This window comes from Vibrio penaeicida (assembly GCF_002933855.1).
Classification (GTDB): domain Bacteria; phylum Pseudomonadota; class Gammaproteobacteria; order Enterobacterales; family Vibrionaceae; genus Vibrio; species Vibrio penaeicida_A.
Window position 1 is genome coordinate 24798 of record NZ_BFAQ01000034.1, and the last position, 25920, is coordinate 50717.

Annotated in this window: 22 protein-coding genes; 18 read left to right on the top strand and 4 right to left on the bottom strand. The window is 45.1% G+C overall.

From position 1 onward, the window contains the following. Window positions 1-44: 44 nt before the first annotated feature. Window positions 45-881 (bottom strand): S-formylglutathione hydrolase, encoded by an 837-nt coding sequence (fghA, locus tag VPNCDNU1_RS19835; protein ID WP_104401936.1) that lies wholly within the window; start codon window positions 879-881, stop codon window positions 45-47. A gap of 80 nt (window positions 882-961) precedes the next feature. Further along, window positions 962-2092 (bottom strand): S-(hydroxymethyl)glutathione dehydrogenase/class III alcohol dehydrogenase, encoded by a 1131-nt coding sequence (locus VPNCDNU1_RS19840; RefSeq protein WP_104401937.1) that lies wholly within the window; start codon window positions 2090-2092, stop codon window positions 962-964. Between the two features lie 200 nt (window positions 2093-2292). Here VPNCDNU1_RS19840 and VPNCDNU1_RS19845 point away from each other — a divergent pair, with 200 nt between their 5' ends. Both VPNCDNU1_RS19845 and tadA read left to right on the top strand, forming a co-directional pair. Further along, window positions 2293-3168: a LysR substrate-binding domain-containing protein gene (locus tag VPNCDNU1_RS19845; RefSeq protein ID WP_104401938.1), complete on the top strand. Its 876-nt coding sequence runs from the start codon at window positions 2293-2295 to the stop codon at window positions 3166-3168. Between the two features lie 120 nt (window positions 3169-3288). After that, a complete protein-coding gene (tadA, locus tag VPNCDNU1_RS19850) occupies window positions 3289-3798 on the top strand; it encodes a tRNA adenosine(34) deaminase TadA (protein WP_104401939.1) in 510 nt (169 codons plus the stop codon). Between the two features lie 661 nt (window positions 3799-4459). Here the strand turns inward: tadA and mltF are convergent. Next, window positions 4460-5977, bottom strand: a complete 1518-nt coding sequence (gene mltF / locus VPNCDNU1_RS19855) for a membrane-bound lytic murein transglycosylase MltF (RefSeq protein WP_237324179.1) — start codon at window positions 5975-5977, stop codon at window positions 4460-4462. A 414-nt stretch (window positions 5978-6391) separates the two neighbouring features. Between mltF and purL the strand changes: the two genes are divergently transcribed. Next, window positions 6392-10303 (top strand): phosphoribosylformylglycinamidine synthase, encoded by a 3912-nt coding sequence (gene purL / locus VPNCDNU1_RS19860; protein ID WP_104401941.1) that lies wholly within the window; start codon window positions 6392-6394, stop codon window positions 10301-10303. Between the two features lie 181 nt (window positions 10304-10484). Continuing rightward, window positions 10485-10802, top strand: coding sequence for a DUF3622 domain-containing protein (locus tag VPNCDNU1_RS19865; RefSeq protein WP_104401942.1), 318 nt, complete (start codon window positions 10485-10487; stop codon window positions 10800-10802). A 62-nt stretch (window positions 10803-10864) separates the two neighbouring features. Here the strand turns inward: VPNCDNU1_RS19865 and VPNCDNU1_RS19870 are convergent, their stop codons facing one another. Then, the gene (locus VPNCDNU1_RS19870) at window positions 10865-12337 is read right to left on the bottom strand and encodes an aminoacyl-histidine dipeptidase (protein WP_104401943.1); all 1473 of its coding nucleotides are present in this window, start codon (window positions 12335-12337) and stop codon (window positions 10865-10867) included. A 1080-nt stretch (window positions 12338-13417) separates the two neighbouring features. Between VPNCDNU1_RS19870 and VPNCDNU1_RS19875 the strand changes: the two genes are divergently transcribed. The 14 genes from VPNCDNU1_RS19875 (at window position 13418) to pgpA (ending at window position 25916) form a co-directional block, all read left to right on the top strand. Continuing rightward, window positions 13418-14713, top strand: coding sequence for an NCS2 family permease (locus VPNCDNU1_RS19875; RefSeq protein ID WP_104401944.1), 1296 nt, complete (start codon window positions 13418-13420; stop codon window positions 14711-14713). 28 nt (window positions 14714-14741) lie between these two features. Beyond that, on the top strand, window positions 14742-15197 hold the full coding sequence (gene gpt / locus VPNCDNU1_RS19880) for a xanthine phosphoribosyltransferase (protein ID WP_104401945.1): 456 nt from the start codon (window positions 14742-14744) through the stop codon (window positions 15195-15197). A gap of 134 nt (window positions 15198-15331) precedes the next feature. Continuing rightward, complete coding sequence (gene frsA, locus VPNCDNU1_RS19885) at window positions 15332-16579, top strand: esterase FrsA (RefSeq protein WP_167404846.1); 1248 nt, start codon at window positions 15332-15334, stop codon at window positions 16577-16579. A gap of 158 nt (window positions 16580-16737) precedes the next feature. Then, on the top strand, window positions 16738-17127 hold the full coding sequence (gene crl / locus VPNCDNU1_RS19890; protein WP_104401947.1) for a sigma factor-binding protein Crl: 390 nt from the start codon (window positions 16738-16740) through the stop codon (window positions 17125-17127). Window positions 17128-17268: 141 nt separating this feature from the next. Then, window positions 17269-18408: a glutamate 5-kinase gene (proB, locus tag VPNCDNU1_RS19895; RefSeq protein WP_104401948.1), complete on the top strand. Its 1140-nt coding sequence runs from the start codon at window positions 17269-17271 to the stop codon at window positions 18406-18408. 17 nt (window positions 18409-18425) lie between these two features. Further along, window positions 18426-19676 carry a glutamate-5-semialdehyde dehydrogenase gene (locus VPNCDNU1_RS19900; protein ID WP_104401949.1) on the top strand — a complete coding sequence of 417 codons (1251 nt, stop codon included), beginning with the start codon at window positions 18426-18428 and terminating at the stop codon, window positions 19674-19676. 122 nt (window positions 19677-19798) lie between these two features. Further along, window positions 19799-20248, top strand: a complete 450-nt coding sequence (gene nrdR, locus VPNCDNU1_RS19905; RefSeq protein ID WP_101110677.1) for a transcriptional regulator NrdR — start codon at window positions 19799-19801, stop codon at window positions 20246-20248. Next, window positions 20248-21345, top strand: coding sequence for a bifunctional diaminohydroxyphosphoribosylaminopyrimidine deaminase/5-amino-6-(5-phosphoribosylamino)uracil reductase RibD (gene ribD, locus VPNCDNU1_RS19910; protein WP_237324180.1), 1098 nt, complete (start codon window positions 20248-20250; stop codon window positions 21343-21345). Before nrdR ends, ribD begins: the two co-directional genes overlap by 1 nt. An 8-nt stretch (window positions 21346-21353) precedes the next feature. Next, a complete protein-coding gene (locus VPNCDNU1_RS19915; protein WP_104401950.1) occupies window positions 21354-22022 on the top strand; it encodes a riboflavin synthase in 669 nt (222 codons plus the stop codon). A gap of 17 nt (window positions 22023-22039) precedes the next feature. Next, the gene (gene ribBA / locus VPNCDNU1_RS19920) at window positions 22040-23167 is read left to right on the top strand and encodes a bifunctional 3,4-dihydroxy-2-butanone-4-phosphate synthase/GTP cyclohydrolase II (protein ID WP_104401951.1); all 1128 of its coding nucleotides are present in this window, start codon (window positions 22040-22042) and stop codon (window positions 23165-23167) included. A 197-nt stretch (window positions 23168-23364) separates the two neighbouring features. Beyond that, on the top strand, window positions 23365-23835 hold the full coding sequence (ribH, locus tag VPNCDNU1_RS19925) for a 6,7-dimethyl-8-ribityllumazine synthase (RefSeq protein ID WP_104401952.1): 471 nt from the start codon (window positions 23365-23367) through the stop codon (window positions 23833-23835). Next, window positions 23835-24302 (top strand): transcription antitermination factor NusB, encoded by a 468-nt coding sequence (gene nusB / locus VPNCDNU1_RS19930; RefSeq protein WP_104401953.1) that lies wholly within the window; start codon window positions 23835-23837, stop codon window positions 24300-24302. Before ribH ends, nusB begins: the two co-directional genes overlap by 1 nt. 133 nt (window positions 24303-24435) lie before the next feature. Next, entirely contained in the window at window positions 24436-25410 is a 975-nt protein-coding gene (gene thiL / locus VPNCDNU1_RS19935) for a thiamine-phosphate kinase (RefSeq protein ID WP_104401954.1), read from the top strand. Next, window positions 25410-25916, top strand: a complete 507-nt coding sequence (pgpA, locus tag VPNCDNU1_RS19940; RefSeq protein WP_104401955.1) for a phosphatidylglycerophosphatase A — start codon at window positions 25410-25412, stop codon at window positions 25914-25916. Before thiL ends, pgpA begins: the two co-directional genes overlap by 1 nt. Window positions 25917-25920: the final 4 nt, after the last annotated feature.

Consider the following 25920-nt stretch of genomic DNA (forward strand, 5'->3'; position numbering starts at 1 on the left):
AAGAAACCCAGCAATTATGCTGGGTTTCTTGTTTTTGATAAACACTATTTGAGGTAGCGTGCATGAAACACTAAGTGATCCTCTATGAAGCTTTGTATGAAGAAATAGCTGTGGTCGTAGCCATCTTGCATTCTAAAGACAATATTGTCGTGCTGTTTAGCAACGCTTTGAAACATGTCTGGTTTTAGCTGTTCTTCAAGGAAAGAATCAGCGCTCCCTTGATCAACCAATATTGGCGGCACGCTATCTGCTGCTTTAAGTAATTCACAGCTGTCGTAGCGCGACCAGCTGGCTTTATCTTCTCCTAAATACAGGCTGAATGCTTTAATACCCCAAGGACAATTCATGGGGTTGGTAATAGGGCTGAATGCGGAAACAGAACGGTAAAGGTCTGGGTGCTTCAAACCAATGCTGAGTGCGCCGTGTCCACCCATGCTGTGACCTGAAATGGACTTTTTGGTGTTGACTGGGAAATTGGCTTCAATGAGTGCTGAAAGTTCTTTCACCACATAATCGTACATGTGGTAGTGAGTGCTCCAAGGTTCTTGTGTCGCATTAAGGTAAAAACCTGCACCTAAACCAAAATCGTATGCTCCTTCTGAGTCGTCAGGTACGCTTTCACCTCTCGGGCTGGTATCTGGTGCGACAATAGCAATGCCAAGTTCAGCGGCTTTACGAAATGCAGCGGCTTTTTGCATGAAATTTTCGTCAGTGCATGTCAGCCCAGATAACCAGTAGAGTACTGGTACTGGCTCAGACTCGGCTTGCGAGGGTAAAAAAATGGCGAATCGCATTTCACAATGCACAGTGTTGGACTGATGGGTAAATTGTTTGTGCCAGCCACCATGGACTTTTGCGGCACTGATTTCAGTAATAGCCATGAATAGGAGCTTCCCGATAGGAAACAGAGCGGAAAACCGCTCTGTTAAGTTGAAGGTTGATTAGGGTCAACAGACAGACCCTATTTATCGAAATGGACAACAGAGCGTATGCTTTCGCCTTTATGCATGAGGTCAAAAGCGTCGTTGATGCCATCCAGCCCCATAGTGTGCGTGATGAATTCTTGTAGACCAAACTCACCATCCATATATCGCTCTACAATACCCGGTAATTCTGAGCGACCTTTCACACCACCAAATGCGCTACCACGCCATACTCGACCCGTCACCAATTGGAATGGGCGAGTTGAGATCTCTTGCCCTGCGCCTGCTACACCAATAATGACAGATTCTCCCCAACCTTTATGACAGCATTCAAGTGCAGAGCGCATAACGTTGACGTTTCCAATACATTCGAATGAGAAATCGACACCACCATCCGTCATCTCCACAATCACTTCTTGAATGGGCTTGTCATAATGTTGTGGGTTAATGCAATCTGTCGCGCCAAGCTGCTTGGCGAGGTCAAACTTACTTTCATTGATATCAACACCAATGATGCGGCTTGCCCCAGCCATTGTGGCACCAATGATCGCGGATAAACCGATTCCGCCTAGTCCAAAGATAGCAACGGTATCGCCTTTTTGTACTTTAGCTGTGTTGAGCACCGCGCCCATTCCAGTTGTCACACCACAACCCAGCAAACATACTTCTTCAAGAGGGGCGTTTTGGTTTACTTTCGCCAATGAAATCTCTGGTAACACCGTGTATTCAGAGAAAGTTGAGCAACCCATATAGTGGTATATAGGCTCACCGTCTTTATAAAAACGGGTAGTGCCATCAGGCATCAAACCTTTGCCCTGAGTTTCCCGAACTGCTTGGCACAAGTTCGTTTTTCCTGAAGTACAGAACTTACATTCGCCACACTCTGCGGTGTAAAGAGGAATGACGTGATCACCGACTTCAACGCTGGTGACGCCCTCCCCAACCATTTCAACAATACCGCCGCCTTCGTGACCCAATATCGAGGGAAAAATGCCTTCAGGATCGTCGCCTGACAAAGTAAATGCATCGGTGTGGCAAACACCAGAAGCAACAATCTTAACCAGAACTTCACCCGCTTTCGGAAGCATGACATCAACTTCTTCAATAGAGAGTGGTTGATTTGGTCCCCACGCTACCGCTGCACGAGATTTAATAAATTGTTCAGACATGTTTGTACCCTTAAGTAATCACGATGGTCGCCAATAGGCTGACTAGAGAATATCCCAACTAAGAGAACATCCTAACTTATCAGAGTGAGTTGGCGAGGTATGGGGAGATTTTAATTAATTTATTTGAATTGATAATCTGGGTAAAATGAAATTTACTATTACATATTTGTAATAATCAAATTTGTGTTGAGGCACTCAGAATGGACCAATGGGAAGGGGTCACAGAGTTTGTCGCTGTGGCGGAGCAAGAGAGTTTTACACTTTCAGCTCAAAAATTATCAACCTCAGTCGCACAAGTGAGCCGAAAAATTGCGCGTTTAGAACAGCGTTTGGCGGTAAAACTGTTCCTAAGAACCACGCGTAGGGTGACATTGACTGATGCAGGGAAAGTGTATTATCAGCATTGCCGGCACTTAGTGGATGGTCTTGAGTTTGCGGAAGAGGCAGTGACAGAGCTTCAAACGACGCTTAAAGGAAAAATCAAGCTAACGGCACCTGTGACATATGGGGAGCAAATGCTTGCCCCTTTGCTGAATGAGTTTTTAGTCGAGTACCCTGAAGTGGAACTGGACTTTCATCTTTCTAATCAAAAGTTAGACATGTTGGAGCATGGTTTCGATTTGGCTATTCGCCTCGGGCACTTAGGTGATTCCACATACATCGCCAAGCGGCTAGGGGCGCGGCAAATGCATGTGTGCGCGAGCCCAGCCTACTTAGAAAAATTTGGCGAACCTCGATCTTTATTGGAGCTCTCCCAGCATCAATGTTTGATAGGAAATCATCCCTACTGGCGATTCATTGAAAACGGTCATAAGAGGCAGCTTTCCGTTGAAGGTCGGATGAAATGCGACAGCGGGCGCGTATTGATTGATTCGGCGCTCAAAGGGATTGGCATCGTTCAATTACCCGATTATTACGTTCACCCCTATATGGCAACCGGAGAGCTAGTCGAGTTGCTTACCGATTTTCGTGATACCAAAGAGGGGATCTGGGCGCTGTATCCTAACAATCGGTATTTATCCTCTAAGGTTCGTTTACTGATTGATTTTCTGGCTGACCGAATGTCTATTTATTAAACTCGCATGCGAACATCCAGGCTTATTATACTCAAGCTGCATCTTGAGGTAGCTTGAGTATATAATCCGCGCATTCCATTCGAAGAATCATTGCAATTTAAACGAGCCTAGAGAGAAAACGTGTCATTTAGTGAACAAGATGAACATTTCATGCGACGAGCTATCGAGCTTGCTCACCAAGCCGAATTGGAAGGTGAAGTGCCCGTCGGCGCAGTATTGGTAAAAGATGGTGATGTGATTGCCGAAGGCTGGAACCGTTCAATAGGGCAACATGACGCAACGGCACACGCCGAAGTGCAAGCTCTGCGCAAAGCGGGTAGCGAACTGGAAAACTACCGATTGCTTGATACCACCCTATACGTCACGTTAGAGCCATGCCCCATGTGCGCGGGGGCGCTGCTTCATAGCCGAGTAAAGAGAGTGGTTTATGGCGCGCCAGATCTAAAAGCGGGGGCGGCGGGTACAGTATTGAATCTGTTTGAAAGCCAAGCGTCGTATCACTACGCGACGATAGAATCAGGGTTACTTGAGCAAGAGTGCAGAGAGCAGTTACAAAGCTTTTTTAAACGTCGCAGGAAAGAAAAGAAAGCGTTAAAAGAAGGGAAATCTGATGGCAAACATCAGGATTGATGTTTGCCGTTTAGAAACAACTGTGTCTTCCGTATCAAGGCTCTAAGCAAAGAGCAAAAGCTTTGCTACGCCAAATAACTTTTTTCTTGTTATTGGCAAGCATGCGCTTACGACGATTGGATGAAACAGCTTTTTGTAGCAGTCGCTTAGACGACTTTCTTTTGGAGAACATATCTTCTCTCCTCTACCAAGCTAACAATAACGGTGCTGTTATTTTTTTCTGGCACCGCCCAACACTCCTTTCATCAGTACTAGCTTTTCTTTTGACTAGTCATGCTTCTATTATCTTTGTTAAAAGCGACATCTTTGATGAACAGTGAGTTTTCTTTTACCGCGAAACCTAAGGTTTCTTCATAGCAAAACCAAGTTATAAGCTTCGATTGTTACGAGTTGATGACGTGACAGCAAAGATTGTCATCACTGTTTAATGTAAGGGCGATTGGCTGGTTTTTCAAGTAGTGTGACATTTCACCAGAAAGCCCTGTGTAAAGAGGGCTCAGCGTTCTAATCGTTGAGAAAAGAAACATTACTACTCGGAATGCATTCGGGCCTTGGTAGAATTAAAAGGAATTCAATACCCAAGCCTCTTAAGCTCGCTTGAGTATTGGTTTATCTGCATCTCGGTGAGCGGTCGAAAAGCGAATTGCGTCAAAGATAGACTCTATTTCTTATCTTCTTTTGGCTTTTCGCTCTCTTTCTCTTCTGACGGTTTGTTTTGCTGTTCGCTAGAATCCGTCCCTGACGTTCCTTTTGCACCCGAAGCGTCTGCTCCTGAAACAGTAGGTTGAGCAGAGGATAGTGGGATATCAATAACTTGAAGATCGTCAATGTTGATCTCTTCGTTTGCGATACGCTGCTTATCTATGTGACCAATAATCGATTGGTAGTAACGGCGAATGTTTTCAACATAGTTTCTCGCTTCATCCCCGCGAGCGTAGCCATAGCGCGTTTTGCTATAAAACTCTTTTTTCCGCAGTAGTGGCAACCTGTCTTTCACATCTGCCCAAGAATCTGGATCGCCGCCTTGGCGTTTGGTGAGTCTTCGGGCATCCATCATGTGGCCGTAACCCACATTATAAGAAGCGAGAGCAAACCAAATCTTCTCATGCTCGGAAATAGAGTCGGGCACGCGATCGACGATACGTCTTAGGTATTCCACGCCACCTCGTACGGATTGTTCAGGATCGAGACGATTCTTCACGCCAACACTTTTTGCCGTTGGCAAGGTAAGCATCATCATTCCTCTTACCCCAGTTGGCGATTTGGCGAGTGGGTTCCAATGTGATTCTTGATAGCCCAGCGCTGCAATTAGGCGCCAGTCGAATTCGTTAGAGTGTTTCTTGAATAGTGCTTCCCATTTAGGCAGTTTGCTGTCTAATGCGCGAATGAACGCTCTTGTATCCACATAATCGAAGCTTTCAACGTGACCGAAGTATTTTTCTTCCAATCGAGCCAAATCGCCAGATTGTTTAAGAAGCCCGAAGAATTCGATGAGCAGTGCGTAGAGGCTTTCATCGTCGCTGCGACGCATATACCAAGAGATGGGCTGATCTTCTGTTAGCTCAAATGCTAACGCCAGTGAAGGGTACAAACGCTGAGATAAAGAAAGCTCAACCGAATCGGCCATGGTGAGCGCCAATTCTCCCTTTGATACTTTCTGTAGTAGATCGTTGACGTCAGCGTCTTCTTCATCGCGATAAACGAGCCCCGGTTTTTCTTGTTGGAGCGTTTTTAATGTGCGTTCAAAGTGTGAATCTTTTACAACGATGATAGGGATTTGTTTTTTAACCAGTTGATCGACGTTTCGTGGTCGCCATGAGCCTTTTTTATACACCACCTGCTGAGATACATAATAGTAAGCCGGTCCGGCGCGAAAATGCTTAAGGCGATCGGGAGTCTGACTTAATCCCGCCGCAATCATGTCAATTTCGCCACGATCGAGCGCTGGAAACAATTCCGATAAGCGGTAGGCTGGTTTCATTTCCAAATTGACTCCAAGCTCATCAGCAAATCGCTTGGCGAGCTCAAAATCTAAGCCAGTAGGACCATCAGGACCAATATAGTAAGAAAGCTGATTATTCAGTGTTCCGACTCTTAGCGTGCCTCTTTCCTTAATCTTTTCGAGTTCACTTTTTGGGTTGGATTCTATCTGACAGCCAGATAACACAACGCTTATCATAGAGATATAAACGAATCTTCTTAGCCAGACTAGTGGGGAAATAATACTCAAAGCAGTTTACTCACACTGAAATTCAGCTCTCTTTATATCAAAGCAGGTCACTAGGGCAAAGCAGCAATAAAAAAAAGAATAAAAAAGCGCGAGATGGCAGACGGAGAAATGCAACAGGTCTTGTCTTTAATTGGTCTCAAGACACTCGGTTTCTAGCACGTAGCTTCGTTTAATGGCGACCCAATTAATTGAAGTGTTAAAAAAAGGCGCAAACGGTTGCTATTTGTGGTTACGTCACAGAATTTTTCCTCTATAATACGCCCGCAAATGCGAGGTGAAATTGGTATAGGTTTCAGGGTTAATTATAACTCTTTGAATTTATTGCAATATCATCTTAACTAACTGCATAAGAGACCTAAGCACATGAGAATTTTGCGTGGCTCCCCAGCTCTTTCTGAGTTTCGTGTTAACAAATTACTTGAACTTTGTCGTGAGCAAAGCCTGCCAGTAACAGGTATTTACGCTGAGTTTATGCACTTTGCTGACCTAACAGCAGATCTAGATGCATCTGAATTAGGCAAACTAGAAAAACTGCTGACTTACGGTCCGACGATCGAAGAGCACGAGCCTGAAGGTCTTCTACTTCTCGCGACTCCACGTCCGGGTACGATTTCTCCGTGGTCTTCTAAATCCACCGATATCGCTGTTAACTGTGGTCTAGACAAAGTAAAACGTCTGGAGCGTGGTACGGCTTACTACATTGAATCATCTGAAACTCTGTCTGAAGAGCAAACTCAAGCCGTTAAAGCACTGATCCACGATCGTATGATGGAATCAGTATTCACGGATCTGGATGCTGCATCGGCCTTGTTTACAGTAGCAGAGCCAGCACCAGTAGCCGACGTTGATATCTTAGCGGGCGGTCGCGGTGCACTTGAAGAGGCAAACGTATCTCTGGGTCTTGCTCTTGCTGAAGACGAAATTGACTACTTGGTAGAAAACTTCACCAAGCTTGATCGTAACCCGAACGACATCGAACTGATGATGTTTGCTCAAGCGAACTCTGAGCACTGTCGTCACAAGATCTTTAATGCAGACTGGACTATCGATGGCGTTGACCAAGATAAGTCTCTGTTCAAAATGATCAAGAATACATTTGAAACGACTCCGGACCACGTTTTGTCTGCTTACAAAGATAACGCAGCGGTAATGACGGGTTCTAAAGTGGGCCGTTTCTTCCCAGATCCAGAATCTCGCCAATACAACTACCATCACGAAGATGCACACATCTTGATGAAGGTTGAAACGCACAACCACCCAACAGCTATTTCACCTTGGCCTGGTGCTTCTACTGGTTCCGGTGGTGAAATCCGTGACGAAGGTGCAACCGGTATCGGCGGCAAGCCAAAAGCGGGTTTGGTTGGTTTTACAACATCTAACCTTCGTATCCCTAGTTACGAGCAACCTTGGGAAACTGATTTTGGTAAACCTGGTCGTATCGTTAACGCACTAGACATTATGCTAGAAGGCCCACTTGGTGGCGCGGCGTTTAACAACGAATTTGGTCGTCCCAACCTATTGGGTTACTTCCGTACTTACGAAGAAAAAGTGACGTCCCACGCGGGTGAAGAAGTTCGTGGTTACCATAAGCCAATCATGATTGCTGGTGGTATGGGTAACATTCGTGACGAGCATGTTCAGAAAAAAGAAATTCCTGTTGGTGCTAGCCTAATTGTACTTGGCGGCCCGGCTATGAACATCGGTCTTGGTGGTGGTGCAGCCTCTTCAATGGCTTCTGGTCAATCTGCTGAAGACCTTGACTTTGCTTCTGTTCAGCGTGAAAACCCTGAAATGGAACGTCGTTGTCAGGAAGTGATCGACCGTTGCTGGCAGTTGGGTGACGATAACCCAATCGCATTCATCCACGATGTTGGTGCGGGTGGTATTTCAAACGCGCTTCCTGAACTTTGTGATGATGGTGAGCGTGGCGGTAAATTCCAGCTACGTGATGTGCCAAATGATGAATTGAGCATGAGCCCACTAGAGATCTGGTGTAACGAATCTCAAGAGCGTTATGTTATGGCAGTTGCGCCAGAAAACATGGCAGCATTTGAAGCGATTTGTAAGCGTGAACGTGCGCCTTACGCTGTCGTGGGTGTGGCAACAGAAGAACGTCACTTAACACTTGAAGATTCTCACTTCGACAATACGCCAATCGATATGCCAATGGACATTCTGCTTGGCAAAACGCCGAAGATGCACCGTGATGCGAAAACGCTGAAAGTGGAAAGTTCTGCTATTAGCCGTGAAGGTATCGAACTAAACGAAGCGGCGGATCGCGTTCTTCGTTTACCAACCGTTGCTGAGAAAACATTCCTTATTACCATTGGTGACCGCTCAGTAACCGGTTTGGTTGCTCGTGACCAAATGGTAGGACCTTGGCAGGTTCCTGTGGCGAACTGTGCAGTAACGGCGGCGAGCTACGATTCTTACCACGGCGAAGCGATGTCGATGGGTGAGCGTACACCAGTTGCATTGCTAGACTTCGGTGCGTCGGCTCGCTTGGCAGTAGGTGAGTCTTTGACTAACATTGCTGCGACAGATATCGGCGACATTAAACATATTAAGCTATCGGCAAACTGGATGTCTCCAGCGGGTCACCCAGGTGAAGACGCAGGTTTGTACGAAGCCGTTAAAGCGGTGGGCGAGGAACTTTGTCCGGCGCTGGGTCTAACCATTCCTGTTGGTAAAGACTCCATGTCGATGAAAACCAAGTGGAATGAAAATGGTGAAGACAAAGAAGTGACTTCGCCACTGTCATTGGTTATCACGGCATTTGGTCGCGTGGAAGACGTTCGCAAGACCGTGACCCCTCAGTTACTGACTGACAAAGGTGAGTCATCGCTAGTACTGGTTGACCTAGGTAATGGCAAAAACCGTTTAGGTGCGACAGCGCTAGCACAGGTTTATAAGCAGCTAGGTGACAAACCAGCTGACGTAGATAACGCAGAGCAGCTAAAAGGCTTCTTCGATGCCATGCAAACATTGGTTCGTGAAGATAAACTGCTGGCTTACCACGATAAAGGCGACGGCGGTCTATTTGTCACCCTAGCAGAAATGGCGTTCGCAGGTCACTGTGGCGTACGCGCTAACATCGCGGAGTTGGGTGAAGATACTCTCGCTGCACTATTCAACGAAGAGTTAGGTGCCGTGGTTCAGGTTAAGAACGACGATTTGGATGCGGTACTTTCTACTCTGGCTGCAAATGGTTTGGAAACATGTTCTCACGTTATCGGTAGCGTTGAAGATTCAGATAACTTCGTCATTACTTCTGGCGATGCGATTGTGCTTGAGCGTTCACGTACAGAACTACGCACTATCTGGGCTGAAACCACGCACAAGATGCAAGGTTTACGTGATAACCCAGCGTGTGCTGACCAAGAATTCGAAGCGAAGAAAGACAACTCGGACCCAGGTCTGAACGTTAACCTAAGCTACGACGTGAATGAAGACATCGCGGCGCCATACATTGCTCGGTCTTCCATGATAAACATAGGCGCTAAACCTAAAATGGCAATTCTACGTGAGCAAGGTGTGAACTCTCACGTTGAAATGGCTGCAGCGTTCGATCGTGCTGGTTTTGAAGCAACTGATATTCACATGAGCGATATCCTAACAGGACAAGCCGTGTTGGAAGAATACAACGGCTTAGTCGCTTGTGGTGGTTTCTCTTACGGTGATGTCTTGGGTGCTGGTGAAGGTTGGGCTAAGTCAATCTTGTTCAACGAAGAGGCGCGCAGCCAATTCGAAGGCTTCTTTAAGCGCGAAGATACGTTCTCTTTAGGTGTGTGTAACGGTTGTCAGATGCTTTCCAACTTGAAAGAACTGATTCCAGGTGCGGATTTATGGCCTCGCTTTGTTCGTAACGAATCTGAGCGTTTTGAAGCGCGCTTTAGCCTAGTTGAAGTACAGAAGTCCGATTCTGTTTTCTTCGATGGTATGGAAGGCTCTCGTATGCCAATCGCGGTTTCTCATGGCGAAGGTCGTGTTGAAGTTCGCGGCGGTGAACACCTAAATGCTATTGAAAATTCAGGTACGGTCGCATTGCGTTACGTTGATAACAACGGTAACCAAACGCAGCAATACCCGAACAACCCGAATGGTTCGCCAAATGCAATTACGGGTCTAACAACATCAGATGGTCGTGTAACGATTATGATGCCTCACCCAGAGCGTGTATTCCGTACGGTTGCAAACTCTTGGTCTCCAGAAGGTTGGGGTGAGAATGGTGCTTGGATGCGTATGTTCCAAAATGCGCGTAAGAATGTCGGTTAATTGAGTTTTCGCTAGCAACTGATTCTCAGTTTTCCGAAACCGCCAGAGTGAAAGCTCTGGCGGTTTTTTGTGCGGCTGCATGAGCGTAAAAATTACGAGCAAAGTTTCTAGCTTTGGGTATAATACCGCGCTTGCCAAGGGATGGCTGAATCCCTTTACTGAAATCCCTAGGAATACAGAAATGTCGAAAAACAGAAAATTTGCTATCCGTGTGTCTGAGAAGCGCAATGGTTGGACAGCAGAAATCACTCGCCAAGTTACATCGCGTCGTACTGTTGTGTCGAAACGCGAAACAGGTTTTGAGTCTGAAGTTTTAGCAAACGAGTGGGCGGAAAAAACGCTGGCTGAGTTTGTACAAAATCAAGCTAAGCGCAATGATCGTAAAGCTGAAAAGCGAAGCGAACGCGAAGCTGCTGCATTGGTTTTGGCAGAAAAGATTGCTGCAGAAAAAGCGAAAAAAGCAGCGGAAGAAAAGAATAGAATCGCTGACGAAGAGTAATTTACTTTTCGATTATGAACAAAAAAGGCTGGCACATTGCCAGCCTTTGCTTTTTCTAGAGGTTATTGCTTTTCTGGAATGGCTTCCAGTAGTGCTACCATTTGCTCCCAATACAGAGCAACAGTATCAATTTTCACTTTCTCATCTGGAGAGTGAGGGAATTTGATTGTTGGTCCGAAAGAAACCATATCCATTTCAGGGTAAGGTTCTTTGAATAAACCACATTCTAATCCAGCGTGAATAACCATGATGTTCGGTTTATGTCCGTAGATGCCTTCATACATCTCACGGAAGATAGCCATGATTTCTGAATCTGCATCTGGCTTCCAACCTGGATAAGCTCCAGAGAAAGATAAATCTGCCCCTGCCAATTCTGCGATAGAGCGAAGCGTGCTTTCAACTTGCTCTCGACCTGAGTCGATCAAAGAGCGAATCAAACACAGCACAGTTACCTTGTCATCTTCTGTTGTGATAACACCAACATTCAAAGATGTTTCAACCACACCCTCGATTTCATCACTCATACGAATAACACCATTTGGCGCGGCGTTTAAAGCGGAAACAAAACGGAATTGATCGGCTTGAGCGAATACTTTTCCTGTGTTCTCTGCTTCTTCATTGAAAGAGACGATACTTGTTTCAATTTTGCCTAATTCTGCAGAGAGCAGTTCTGTGTAAGCATTGAAAAGTTCTGCTAGCTTGTCTTGATTCTCAGAAGGAACTGCAACGGTAGCAAACGCTTCTCTTGGAATGGCATTACGAAGACTGCCACCACGAAAATCGATAAGACGAAGATCGAGTTCCTGAGCATGACCGGCAAGAAAACGAGCAAATAACTTGTTCGCGTTACCGCGGCCCGTGTGAATGTCACAACCGGAATGCCCACCTTTTAAGCCCTTTAGAGTGAGCACGCGAGTCACGTAACCTTTTGGTACATCTTCGCGTTGGATATTGAATGTCATTGCACCATCAATACCGCCAGCGCAACCCATGTATACTTCACCTTCCTGCTCAGAATCTGTATTGAGAAGAATGTCGCCTTCCAGCCATCCAGCTTCCAAACCGAATGCACCGGTCATGCCCGCTTCTTCATCAACCGTCAGTAAAACTTGAACGGGACCATGTTTAATGTCGTCAGAGGCAAGTACAGCTAAGCAAGAAGCCATACCAATACCGTTATCTGAACCTAGTGTTGTGCCTTTTGCTGTAACCCATTCACCATCAATGTAAGGTTGGATAGGATCTTTTGTGAAGTCATGGTCCGTGTCTTCATTTTTTTGAGGAACCATATCGATGTGTGCTTGAAGCACCACGCCTTTCTTATTTTCCATTCCCGGTGTGGCAGGTTTTTTGATAAACACATTACCAGTGGGATCGCGGCGTACATCTAAGCCTTGCTCTGTTGCCCAATTAATAATGTATTGAGCAAGTTCTTCCTCATGTTTTGAAGGGTGAGGAATAGAGCAAATTTTATCGAAGAACTGCCAAAGTTTTGCTGGGGACAACTGGCTGATTTCAGAATGGAACTCAGACACGGAAAACTCCTTTATTGTTTTGTTAGACTGACAGGATGATATTTCTTGAGGATTTATGATAACTAACCAGATATCGCATCAGTTATGCTAATGACCGTATTTCATCCTGAACAATGCTGTGACGATACGCTAAGAATACCATTTCCAATTCAGATTTACGTAGTAATTCTGAACCTAGCCTTTAGCAAGTGCGTAACAAATAGTTGGCGGTGTAAAAAACAGATCGGGAATACTTCTGCTAGTCTTATCGAACGTGGATAGCAACTATTAAATTGGTTTCATTTAAAAAATGTCATTATTTGATATTTTTGTAATTAAATTACATTAATGTTTTGATGTGGCGCAATTACTATAGGTTTGTGTGATATAGATCATTTTAAATGTTGTAATTATTTTTCTTGATGGTATATTAGCAACCAACTTCAGCAATGAAGAGAAAATGCTCAAAGGATGAGTCCGTTTATCGCCTCCAAGGAACTGAGAATCAAATTGTGTTTAATTGATTTAAAGGTGATAGCTATGAAAGGTTTACCGTCTGCGATGTTCTGGAATGTACCATCTATATACACTGGTAACTTCGCATACCCAACCAGCTTTGGTTACTAGTCATAACCGAATGCAAGACTGAACGAATTGTTCACCCCTAAAATTGGAATTAATTTACCATCCCTGTTTTTGCTGTCGGGATAACAAGATTCTACCGCCACTCAAGTTGAGTGGCGTTTTTTTATGTTCAAAAAATGTTCACTCTGTGACTTTTACCCAACATAAGCCTGCAATTTCATAACCCTTCCATTTTTAAACACTACCAATCGCAAATTTCTGGGAAATGTGTTCCTTGTCTAACTATGTGCTCAATTTTCAACCTACAATGATGAGCTCTATGCCAATTTGGTATAGAAACGTTTATAAGGACTAAGTAATTGATATGCATGGGAAAGGTAGCATGGCTGGCCTTCAATAATTGTACGGATAATCGAGAGTTTTAATTCTAACTAGAATTTGATATTTGATATCTTTATAATTCGCGCCAATCGATTACGCAAACGTTTATTTTACACATCTTTTAGGGATTCGATTATGCTCGAAAGGCTATTTAAACTGAGTGAACACAATACCAGTGTGCGCACCGAAATCATTGCCGGGTTAACCACTTTTCTTACCATGGCTTACATCATTTTTGTTAACCCAGCGATTTTATCTGATACCGGAATGGATCGTGGCGCCGTTTTCGTTGCAACATGTTTAGCGGCGGCAGTTGGGTGTTTCATTATGGGCTTAGTAGCAAACTACCCAATCGCTCAAGCACCAGGTATGGGATTGAACGCTTTCTTTACTTATTCTGTTGTATTGGGAATGGGTCATACTTGGCAGGTGGCATTAGCGGCTGTTTTCGTATCTGGTATTCTCTTCATATTGCTGAGTATCTTTAAAATCCGCGAATGGATCATCAACTCTATACCTATGTCGTTACGAACGGGTATCTCGGCAGGTATTGGTTTGTTTTTGGCTTTTATCGGTCTGAAAAATGCTGGCATTGTTGTTGATAACCCAGCAACGTTTGTATCTTTAGGTCAAATCACTTCTCTTCCAGCAGCACTTGCTTCGCTTGGTTTCTTTCTGACTATTGCATTGGTTCACAAAGGCGTGAAAGGTGCGGTTATGATTGCCATTTTAGCGATCACTGGTCTTGGGCTAGCATTCGGTGATGTCGCATGGGGCGGAGTTGTTTCTCTGCCGCCAAGCATTGCTCCAACCTTTATGCAATTGGATTTTTCTGCTGTATTTGAAATCGGTATGATTTCCGTCGTCTTTGCTTTCCTATTTGTCGATTTATTTGACACTGCAGGTACCTTGGTTGGGGTTGCACAAAAAGCCGATCTTATTCAAAAAGATGGCAAGATTCCTCGTTTGAATCGAGCGCTACTCGCGGATTCAACCGCAACCTCTGTTGGTGCTGTTCTGGGTACATCGAACACTACGTCTTACATTGAAAGTGTTTCTGGCGTTGCTGCGGGTGGTCGAACTGGTTTGACTGCGGTTGTCGTTGGCATTTTATTCCTACTTGCTTTATTCTTCTCGCCATTAGCTGGAATGATCCCCGCTTATGCGACAGCAGGTGCATTATTTTATGTTGCAATCCTGATGCTCTCTGGCTTGGTTAGTATCGACTGGCGCGATCTAACTGAAGCGGCTCCTGTTGTTGTGACGTGTCTTCTGATGCCGCTAACATTCTCCATCGCTGATGGTATTGCTTTAGGTTTTATTGCCTATGCTGCGATCAAAGCGTTGAGTGGTAAAGCGCAAGACGTGTCTCTAAGTGTTTGGGTTATGGCAGCCATTTTCACCATTAAATTCGTTCTTAGCGCAGGCTAAGACAAAGCCGATACAGGTTATAACAACTATGAGTAATAAATTTATCATCACCTGGGACAACATGCAGATGTACTGCCGTCAGCTTGCTGAGCGTCAAATGCCTGCAGAGCAATGGAAAGGCATCATTGGCGTGAGCCGTGGTGGTTTGGTTCCAGCCGCTATTCTGGCTCGTGAACTGGGTATTCGCTACGTTGACACGGTTTGTATTTCTAGTTACGACCATGATCACCAGCGCGACATGTCCGTTTTAAAGGCGCCAGAAGGTGATGGTGAAGGTTTTCTGATTGTTGACGATTTGGCAGACAGTGGTGATACAGCTCGCCAAATCCGTGAAATGTATCCAAAAGCGAAGTTGATTACCGTTTGTGCTAAACCTGCTGGTATCGATTTGGTTGATGATTATGTTGTTGATATTCAGCAAGATACTTGGATTGAACAACCATGGGATATGGCGTTGACATTCGTCAATCCAATCAACAAATAAAGGCTTCTCCTATAGTAAATGCTTAGGTAAACACTCAAATTTTCAAAATGACCCTGTATAGGGTCATTTTTTTTATTACTATTAGGGGCAGAAACCCCTTATATAACACTGAATAAGATCCTTGCCTTATGTCCATGCCTGAAGAGCAAATCAGCAAAAACCTTTCAGAAGAACTGTTTCAAAATCATCGCCAAGCGAGAGAAACTTCTGCACTTGTCCGCTACATGCCAAGTAACGAGAGCTACCTGGAAAAGCAACGAGAAGAGCAAGGTGAATCTTGGTATCGAACGTTAAGACGAATGCAGTGGATATGGCAAGGGATCGAGCCGTTAGAGATGGAGGAAGTACTTTCAAGAATCGCTTCCTCCACTCATTCCCGGACTCATGATGAATGGTTAGATACGGTAATGGGTTACCACTCTGGTAACTGGACGTATGAGTGGATTCATCAAGGGATGCTGAATCAGAAAAAAGCAGCGGAACTAAAGGGGGATGAAGCGAGTGATGCCTACTTCAAAGCCAGCTTGTGTTTTAGCATAGCGGGTTACCCACATATAAAAGGGGACAGCCTTTCCATTCAGGCTCAGGTTTTGGTGCACAAAGCCTATGATTTGGCGATGGAGCACAGTTCTCTTGTTACCAAAAAAATCGAAGTGCCTTTTGGTAAGAAAAAGATAAAAGCGAATTTACACCTTCCGCACACCGAAAGGCAGTTACCTGTTGTGATTGTCAGTGCAGGGCTCGATAGCTTGCAATCGGACATGTGGCGATTGTTCAAAGACTACCTAGCGCCAAATGAAATAGCCATGCTTACGTTAGATATGCCGTCAATAGGTCACAGTAGCCATTGGGATCTTACGGAAGATTCAAGCTGCCTTCACAAAGCCATTCTCGATGAGTTGCCTCGTGTTCCGTGGGTGGATCACTATAAAGTTGGGTTGCTTGGCTTCCGTTTTGGTGGAAATGCAGCGATTCGCTTGAGCTTTTTAGAACAAGATAGAATAAAAGCATGTGTTGCTTTGGGGGCGCCTATTCACGATGTTTTGTCGTCTACAGACAAGCTGCTACAAATGCCGAAGATGTACTTGGATATGCTTTCATCTCGTTTGGGTAAAGAAATCGTCGACGTACACAGCTTGGCAGCTCAAATGCGCGCCTGGTCACTTAAAACACAAGGGTTTTTAACAAGCCGAAGAACTCAAGTGCCTATCCTCGCTCTCGGATTAGAAGGGGATCCCATTTCTCCCTATTCAGACAATAAATTGGTCTCAATATTTAGCCATGGCGGTAAAGCAAAGAAAGTGTCATCTAAGTCAATTTCTAAAGGATATGAGGAATCTCTCTCATTAGCACTTCAATGGCTAAAAGATGAACTAAAATAATGACTTTTGGTCCATTTTAGTCAATGATTAATAAGTTCGACAGATGTAATCCTGCGCTTTATGGCTGTCGGGTATAGGTGCTGAAACTGAATTTCTTAAGGCACGTATCTTATAAATCTAAGTTCTTATAAATCTAATAATTGAAATGGAGATTCAATATGACTGAAAACACTGCGAATCCCACACACTTTCGTTTGTTGTCGGCATTAAAAGCCGTTGGTCCTTACTTGCGAGAGAAGGAGTCACAGGAAGGTCATTACTTGTTTGATTGCTTATCTGTTTGCGTTAGTGACAAAAAGTCACCGGAAGAAAGGGAGTTTTGGGGGTGGTGGTTAGAGTTCGATAAGCAAGATGAAGGTTATGTCGCTAACTACAGTTTGGGGCTCTACAATGTTGAAGGGAACTGGGAATCAAAGGCGATTCCTAAGAAAGCTCAAGATGAAGTTGCCAGAACAATGGAAGACTTTAATAAAAAACTAAAAAAAGCACTTTCAGAGCGATTTGAAATTGATTACGAGTTGCATAAAGAGTCAGTAGAAGTCACTTAATTCTCGTGTTTCAACACCGCACCTTACCGTGACTTAGGTATAAGTGCATAAAAAGGCGCATTTTTGCGCCTTTTCTTCTTGTGAAAACCTCACTTCATTGTTACAACATCTGTTCTTAGTTTGTTTTTAACCATATTGACAATGACAATGAATCAAAAAAACGGGATAGCCTCCCAAACTCAAACCATCGTTGTAAAGTTAGGAACCAGTGTGCTCACCGGCGGCACTTTGGAGATCAACCGACCCCACATGGTTGAGCTTGTAAGGCAGTGTGCAGAGCTTAAAAAGCAAGGTCATGCTGTTGTTTTAGTTTCATCTGGTGCTATTGCAGCGGGCAGACAACATTTAGGCTATCCGACCTTGCCCAACAACATGTCGAGCAAGCAACTGCTCGCGGCGGTTGGGCAAAGCAGATTAATCCAAATCTGGGAATCGTTGTTTGATCTATTTGGTTTGAAAATCGGTCAAATGTTACTTACTCGCGCCGACCTTGAAGACAGAGAGCGTTTTCTTAATGCGAGAGATACTGTGAATGCGCTGGTCGCAAACGACATCATTCCCATTGTGAACGAAAATGATGCCGTGGCAACGTCAGAGATCAAAGTCGGTGATAACGACAATCTTTCAGCACTTGTTGGCATTTTATGCAGTGCCGATAAATTATTGCTGTTGACCGATCAGCCTGGGTTGTTTACCGCCGATCCTCGTAAAGACCCGAATGCTGAATTGATAAAAGAAGTGAAAACCATCGACGACACACTACGAAATATCGCCGGTGGCAGCGGAACTACATTAGGTACTGGCGGTATGGCAACCAAATTGCAAGCCGCCGATATTGCGAGAAGAGCAGGTATAGAAGTCATTATCGCTGCGGGCAGCGGCCAAAATGTCATTTTTGATGCCTTAAGCGACAACCCGCAAGGCACTCGTTTCTTGCCGTTAGAAGAATCACTCGAAAATCGCAAGCGTTGGATCCTAGCAGGGCCAGCAGCATCCGGCGATATTGTTATCGATGAAGGTGCAGTTAACGCCGTGATTGCTAGAGGAAGCAGTTTATTGGCCAAAGGGGTAGTGCAGGTTAGCGGCTCGTTTGCCCGAGGTGAAGTTGCGCGTATCACCACACCCAAAGGTCAGCTTATTGCGAAAGGCATTACCAGTTACTCAAGCGGTGACTTAGAAAAAATCATAGGAAAACACAGCAAAGATATCAGCGCGATTCTTGGTTATGAGTACGGTGCAGAAGTCATACACCGTGACGATCTTGTTGTGATTCAAGAATAGAATTGAGGAGAAAAGTCATGGATTTAACCAATATGGGGAAAGCGGCGAAAGACGCGGCTTTTTACCTAGCAACAGCATCAACTGCTCAGAAGAACCAAGCGTTGGCCATTATTGCTGATGAGCTTGAAGCGAATGAACAAGTCATTCTTAAAGCAAATGCTAAAGATATAGAGCTAGGTCGCGAAGCGGGTTTAACCGAAGCGTTACTCGACCGACTGTTGCTGACGAAAGAAAGGTTGGCGGGCATTGCTGGCGATGTGCGTAATGTGATTGGTTTAACTGACCCTGTCGGTAGTGAGCTAGATAGCAAAGTGCTTGAAAATGGCATGTTTCTGACCAAACGTCGTGTGCCGCTAGGTGTGGTCGGTGTGATATACGAAGCTCGCCCGAATGTCACGATTGATATCGCTGCCCTATGTGTAAAAACGGGTAATGCTAGTATTTTACGTGGTGGTAAAGAAACCTTCTTTTCCAACATGGAGCTGGTCAAGGTGATTCAATCCGCATTAGAAAAAGCACAGTTACCGGCAGCATCGGTTCAATACATTGAAAAGCCTGATCGCGAGCTGGTGTCTCAGCTGCTCAAACTCGACCAATACGTCGATATGATCATTCCACGAGGTGGTGCTGGTTTGCATAAAATGTGCAAGGAAAACAGCAATATTCCAGTGATTATTGGTGGGTTTGGTATCAGCCATATATTCGTAGATGAAAGTGCCGATTTGGATCGCTCTCTGGACGTTGTTGAAAATGCAAAAGTTCAGCGCCCTTCGGCCTGTAATGCTCTGGATACTTTGCTTGTGCATGAAGCGGTTGCTGCGGAATTCTTATCTAAATTGGTAGGGAAAATGGCGGGAAAAGTCGCTTTTGTTGCTGAACCGAAAGCCAAAACATTTTTGGCCGATGCGAAAAACCTAAGAGATGCAAAAGAGGGAGACTTTGATACTGAATGGCTGAGTTTTACTCTCGGCGTGAAAGTGGTCAGCGATCTGGACGAAGCAGTGCATCACATGCGTGTCCACAACGCGAGTCATTCCGATGCTATCATGTCAAACGACTTGGTGAATACCGAGCGCTTTATTAACTCGGTTGATTCCGCTGCGGTGTACGTTAACGCATCGACACGGTTTACCGATGGCGCAGAGTTTGGTTTAGGTGCAGAAGTGGCAGTTTCAACTCAGAAGCTCCACGCTCGTGGTCCTATGGGGTTAGAAGAATTAACCAGTTACAAATGGGTGGGCAAAGCCAACTATTTGCCACGTAGTTAACAAATTGCCGTGTAGTTAACAAAAAAAGCCAATTAAGCGTTGATAAGGGCTCCTTGTGAGCCCTTTTTTCTTTTCTCAACCCCTTATATTCCGGTAGACTAAGACAAATTTTTGGAGGTGATATGCATTGTCCATTTTGTTCAGAGAATGACACTAAAGTCATTGATTCTCGTCTGGTTGCAGATGGGCATCAAGTTCGTCGCCGCCGCCAATGCTTGGCGTGCAGTGAGCGATTCACTACGTTTGAAAGCGCAGAGCTTGTCATGCCGAAGGTCATTAAATCCAACGGAAATCGTGAACCGTTTAATGAAGATAAAATGGTCGGTGGATTTCAAAGAGCGCTTGAGAAACGCCCTGTAGCAGCCGATGCCATTGAGCTCGCGATAAGTACAATTAAGTCTCAACTTCGTGCAACGGGCGAGCGAGAGGTACCCAGTGAAATGATCGGTAACCTTGTTATGGATCAACTCAAAGACCTCGACAAAGTCGCGTACATTCGTTTCGCGTCGGTTTACCGCAGTTTTGAAGACATTAGAGAGTTTGGCGAAGAAATCGCTAAGCTAGAAGATTAATGCCATTACCCCTTCAAGACGCCCACTATATGGCGTTGGCAATCGCTTTGTCCAAGAAAGGGCGTTTTACAACGTCACCTAATCCAAATGTGGGCTGTGTGATTGTCAAAAACGATCAAATCGTGGGGCAAGGCTACCACCGGAAAGCGGGCGAAGCGCACGCAGAGGTCATTGCGCTAAAAGAAGCAGGAAAAGATGCCAGCGGCGCGACAGCCTACGTGACTCTTGAACCTTGCTCGCATCAAGGTAAAACCCCGCCATGTGTCGATGCTTTGATTAAAACGGGTATTGCTCGCGTGGTCTGTGCGACGCAAGATCCAAACCCTTTGGTCTCAGGACGGGGCATCCAAAAGCTAAGAGATGCTGACATTGACGTCGATGTTGGTGTTTTGGAATCCGAAGCGATTTCCCTAAATACCGATTTCAATCAGCGTATGCAAAAAGGCAAACCTTATGTGCAGTTGAAGTTAGCCGCAAGCTTGGACGGGCAAACAGCGCTGAGTAATGGCGAAAGTAAGTGGATAACCTCCACTAAAGCTAGGAAAGACGTGCAATTTTATCGTGCGCAAGCATGTGCAGTGTTATCGACCAGCAAAACCGTTATTGATGATAATGCATCATTAAACGTTCGTTGGTCTGAGCTTCCCTCATCCATTCAGTCTGTGTACCCAGAAAGTGAGCTTCGACAACCCTTGCGTGTCATTCTTGATCGGCAGAAGAAGCTCCATTCTGACCTTGCGTTGTTCAAATCTGGCGGTAAAGTCGAAGTCGTTTCACCAGAATCTGAACTTTTTGCGCTGGACAAGAAAAACAATATTGATCTATCGGCTGTACTGAAACAACTGTCTGCTATCCATCAAGTGCAAAAAGTATGGGTAGAAGCAGGGGCGACATTGGCCGCCAGTTTGATTCAGCTAGAATTAGTCGACGAGTTAATTGTTTATCTAGCCCCTAAATTGATGGGGAGTGATGGTCGAGGCTTGGTGCATATTTTGGGTCTGAACACCATGGTAGAGGCAATAGAACTCGATATAAAAGACGTACGCATGGTAGGCTCAGATATTCGTATCACGGCCAAAATTCTAAAAAATACGTAGAAGAAATTATGTTCACAGGAATTATAGAAGCGGTGGGAACCCTAACCGCGATTACGCCCAAAGGTGAAGATGTTAGCGTTACGGTTGACGCTAGCAAGTTAGACATGTCTGACGTTCACTTAGGGGATAGTATTGCCACCAATGGTGTATGTTTGACGGTTATTGAATTTAACGATCACAGCTATACAGCCGACCTTTCACTGGAAACGTTGAACAAAACGGGATTCACTCAATATCAAGTGGGTGACAAAGTGAATTTGGAAAAAGCCATGCTACCAACCACTCGTTTTGGCGGGCATATCGTGTCTGGGCATGTGGATGGCCTTGGTGAGATTGTTGAGCGCAATCAGGTCGGAAGATCGGTTGAGTTCTGGGTTCAGATGCCTCAAGAGATAGGTAAGTATGTTGCGGAAAAAGGGTCGGTTACCGTTGATGGCATTAGCCTCACTGTTAATGCGCTTCGCAAAAATGCCTTCAAACTGACGATTGTGCCGCATACGTCTTCTGAAACGACGATCAACGATTTTCAAGTTGGCCGAAAAGTAAACTTGGAAGTCGATGTATTAGCAAGGTATATGGAGCGCTTGCTTCAGGGATCTGCTCAGAATGGTTCTTCAAACGAAGCGCCTGAATCCAGCATGACAATGGAATTTTTACAACAAAACGGTTTTGCCTAACTAACGGGAACAGCATTATGTCTATTAGTACGCCTCAAGAAATCATTGAAGATATTCGTTTGGGTAAAATGGTTATCCTAATGGATGACGAGGATCGTGAAAACGAAGGCGATGTCATTATGGCAGCCGAACACGTAACGCCTGAAGCTATTAATTTTATGGCGACGTACGGTCGTGGTCTTATTTGTTTAACCATGACAAAAGAGCGTTGCGAACATCTTGGTTTACCGCCAATGGTTCAAGACAATAATGCGCAGTATTCCACCGCGTTTACCGTCTCAATCGAAGCAGCAGAAGGCGTGACAACGGGTATCTCTGCAGCCGATAGAGCGCTGACTGTGCAAGCGGCTGTGGCGAAAGATGCCAAAGCGGCAGATCTCGTTCAACCGGGTCATATTTTCCCTTTGACTGCCCAAGATGGTGGGGTCCTAACAAGAGCTGGGCACACCGAAGCAGGTTGTGATTTGGCGCGTTTGGCAGGGTTAGAGCCCGCTGGTGTTATTGTCGAGATTCTGAATGACGACGGCACAATGGCGCGTCGCCCTGATTTGGAAGTGTTCGCCGAAAAGCACGACATCAAGCTTGGTACCATTTCAGATTTAATTGAGTTTAGAAACAATACCGAAACAACGATTGAACGCGTGGCTCAATGCCACTTGCCAACGGAGTTTGGTGATTTTGAATTGGTCACTTACCGCGACACTATCGACAACCAAATACACTATGCGTTGAAAAAGGGTGATTTAGACGGTGCTGGTGCAAGTAATGGAAAAGCGCCGTTGGTACGTGTTCACTTGCAAGATACATTCACCGATGTTCTTCGAAGTGACCGCAGTGCCGAGCGAAGCTGGACATTGGACAAGGCGATGAAGCGTGTTGGTGATGAAGGTGGTGTTCTGGTGATTTTGGGGAATGAAGAAACGTCAGACTATATTGTCCACAAAGTAAAAACCTTTGAGCAGCAAGACAAAGGTGACGCGCCAACCATGGCGAAAAAGCAAGGTACATCGCGCCGCGTAGGTGTGGGTTCTCAGATTCTTGCTGATTTGGGTATCAGTGATATGCGCTTGCTTTCTTCGAGCTCTAAGCGTTACCACTCTTTGTCTGGATTTGGTTTGAACGTCGTTGAGTACGTTTGTGATTAGTGTCTGTTTGAGTTGAATCTTGCCAAGGTTTGAGCGCTTCATTTATAGCGAACAGGAATGCTTATTTGCTGTTGAATAGCAGGTTTGGAAGCGTTTGCTTTAAGGTGATAGAGCTCAATTTCCATTAGATATCTCTCACACTTTTGTGCTAGAATCCGGCGATTCTCACTTGATGAACATAGTTAAAGGAAAGCTTTATGAAAGTGATCGAGGGCGTTCTCCCTGCGCCAAATGCAAAAATTGCTATCGTTATTTCTCGTTTTAACAGTTTTATTAACGAAAGCCTGTTATCTGGTGCAATCGATACTTTAAAGCGTTATGGACAAATCAGCGAAGACAACATTACTGTCGTACGTTGCCCAGGTGCAGTTGAGTTACCTTTAGTTGCTCAGCGTGTTGCAAAAACTGGAAAATTCGATGCAATTGTGTCGTTAGGTTCAGTTATTCGTGGCGGTACACCTCACTTTGACTATGTTTGTAGTGAATGCAACAAAGGGTTGGCTCAAGTGTCTCTGGAATACAGTCTTCCAGTCGCATTTGGCGTACTTACTGTTGATACCATCGATCAAGCTATCGAGCGCGCAGGAACCAAGGCTGGTAATAAAGGTGCAGAGGCTGCACTAAGCGCGCTAGAAATGATCAACGTTCTTTCAGAAATTGATTCCTAATGGGGGCCAGTGTGAAACCAGCCGCACGTCGTAACGCACGTCAATTTGCATTACAAGCCATATATTCGTGGCAGATTACCAAAGAGAATGTTGCTACTATTGAAGAGCAATTCCTGTCTGGAGGCAAGTATGATGAAGAAGAGCATCATGCAAATGAGCCTTCTCTGTCTGCACCAGAAACTGACGTCGCTTACTTCCGTGACCTGCTAACTGGCGTTGTGCTTAGTCACACGGAGTTAGACAGCAAACTGCGTCCTTACTTGTCTCGCCCTATGCAAGACTTGGACATGATGGAGCTGGCTTTGCTTCGTCTTGCGATGTATGAAATGACGCGTCGCGAAGATGTTCCTTACAAAGTAGTGATTAACGAAGCTATTGAGCTGGCAAAAGTGTTTGCAGCGGAAGATAGCCATAAGTTTGTGAATGGTGTACTTGATAAAGCCGCACCGCATGTTCGCAAAAAGTAATCGTGAATAAATATAAAAAGGTCAGCTAATTAGCTGACCTTTTTCTTTTCGTGCTCTAGGTCTTAAACTGCTTCGAGCAAGTCACGAAAACTTGGGTATAATTAACATAAATAACAACATGCAAGAGTCAGCTATGGCAGGTGAATTTAACCTAATTACCACCTATTTCGTAAACCGACAAACCCAGCGTAAAGATGTTCAGCTTTCCCTAGGCGATGACAGTGCCTTGGTTACCTCTCCTGAAAATGTTCAAATTGCTATTAGTACCGATACGCTTGTAGCGGGAACTCATTTTCTAGAACACGCTAATCCAGCATGGGTCGCCCATAAAGCGTTGGCTTCAAATTTGAGTGACTTGGCCGCTATGGGGGCTTCGCCTGCGTGGGTCTCCCTTGCGCTCACTTTACCAGAGCCCGATGAAATGTGGCTGGCTCCATTTAGCGAATCATTTTTTGAGTTAGCAAACTATTTCAATATTCAGCTAATTGGTGGCGATACCACTAAAGGCCCTTTGAGTGTTACCTTGACCGTTCAAGGTTTTGTTCCAGAAGGCAAAGCGATGCGACGCGATGGTGCAAAAGTGGGGGACTGGGTTTACGTGACGGGGACGCTGGGTGATAGTGCTGCTGGGCTAGAAGTAGTTCTTGATGAATCAAAGCGCAGTAAACCCTACGCAGAAGAACTCGAAAGAAGGCACTATCTCGCTACTCCGCGTTTGGTCGTTGGGCAGGCATTGCGAAATGTAGCGTCTTCCTGTTTAGATATCTCTGATGGGCTAATTTCAGACTTAAAACATATTATGGACGCATCTAACGTTGGTGCGGTTATTAACGTGGATGCCATCCCTTTGTCTGATGAATTATTAGCATATTGCGATGATAAAGATGAGGCTCTGAAGATGGCGTTGACCAGCGGTGAAGAATACGAGCTTTGTTTTTGCGTCCCAGAAGAGCACAAAGGTCAAATGGATACCTTGCTTGCGTACTCGGGGACGACAGCAACGTGTATTGGTCAAATTCGCAGTGGCGGCGAATTGGTACTGGAAAAAGAAGGTCAAAAACTGGATTGGCAGTTGTCTGGCTATGATCACTTTAAGGTTAACTCGTAATGTCGACTCCTTTATCTCTGATTTCGCTTAAAAACCCTTGGCACTTACTTGCAACAGGTTTTGGCAGTGGGTTGGCTCCCATTATCCCCGGCACCATGGGAACACTCGTGGCGGTTCCATTCTATCTTTTATTAGTACAGTTACCGTTGCCGCTATACATTATTGCTGTCATTGGCTCGTGTATTATCGGCATCAAGATTTGCCAAGTGACATCTGATGATATGGGTGTACACGACCACGGCTCCATTGTGTGGGATGAGTTTGCAGGCTTTTGGATCACCATGGCAATTGTCCCATTATTGAAGGTGCCAGTTTATGACTGGAAATGGATTCTTACTGGATTCGTTCTTTTTCGCTTTTTTGACATGGTAAAACCATGGCCAATTGGATGGCTTGATAAGCGTGTTCACGGCGGGTTTGGCATTATGCTGGACGATATTGTCGCAGGTATCATGGCGGCTATTTCATTATGGATTATTGGCAGGTATGCTGGCTGGCTTACATAATGGA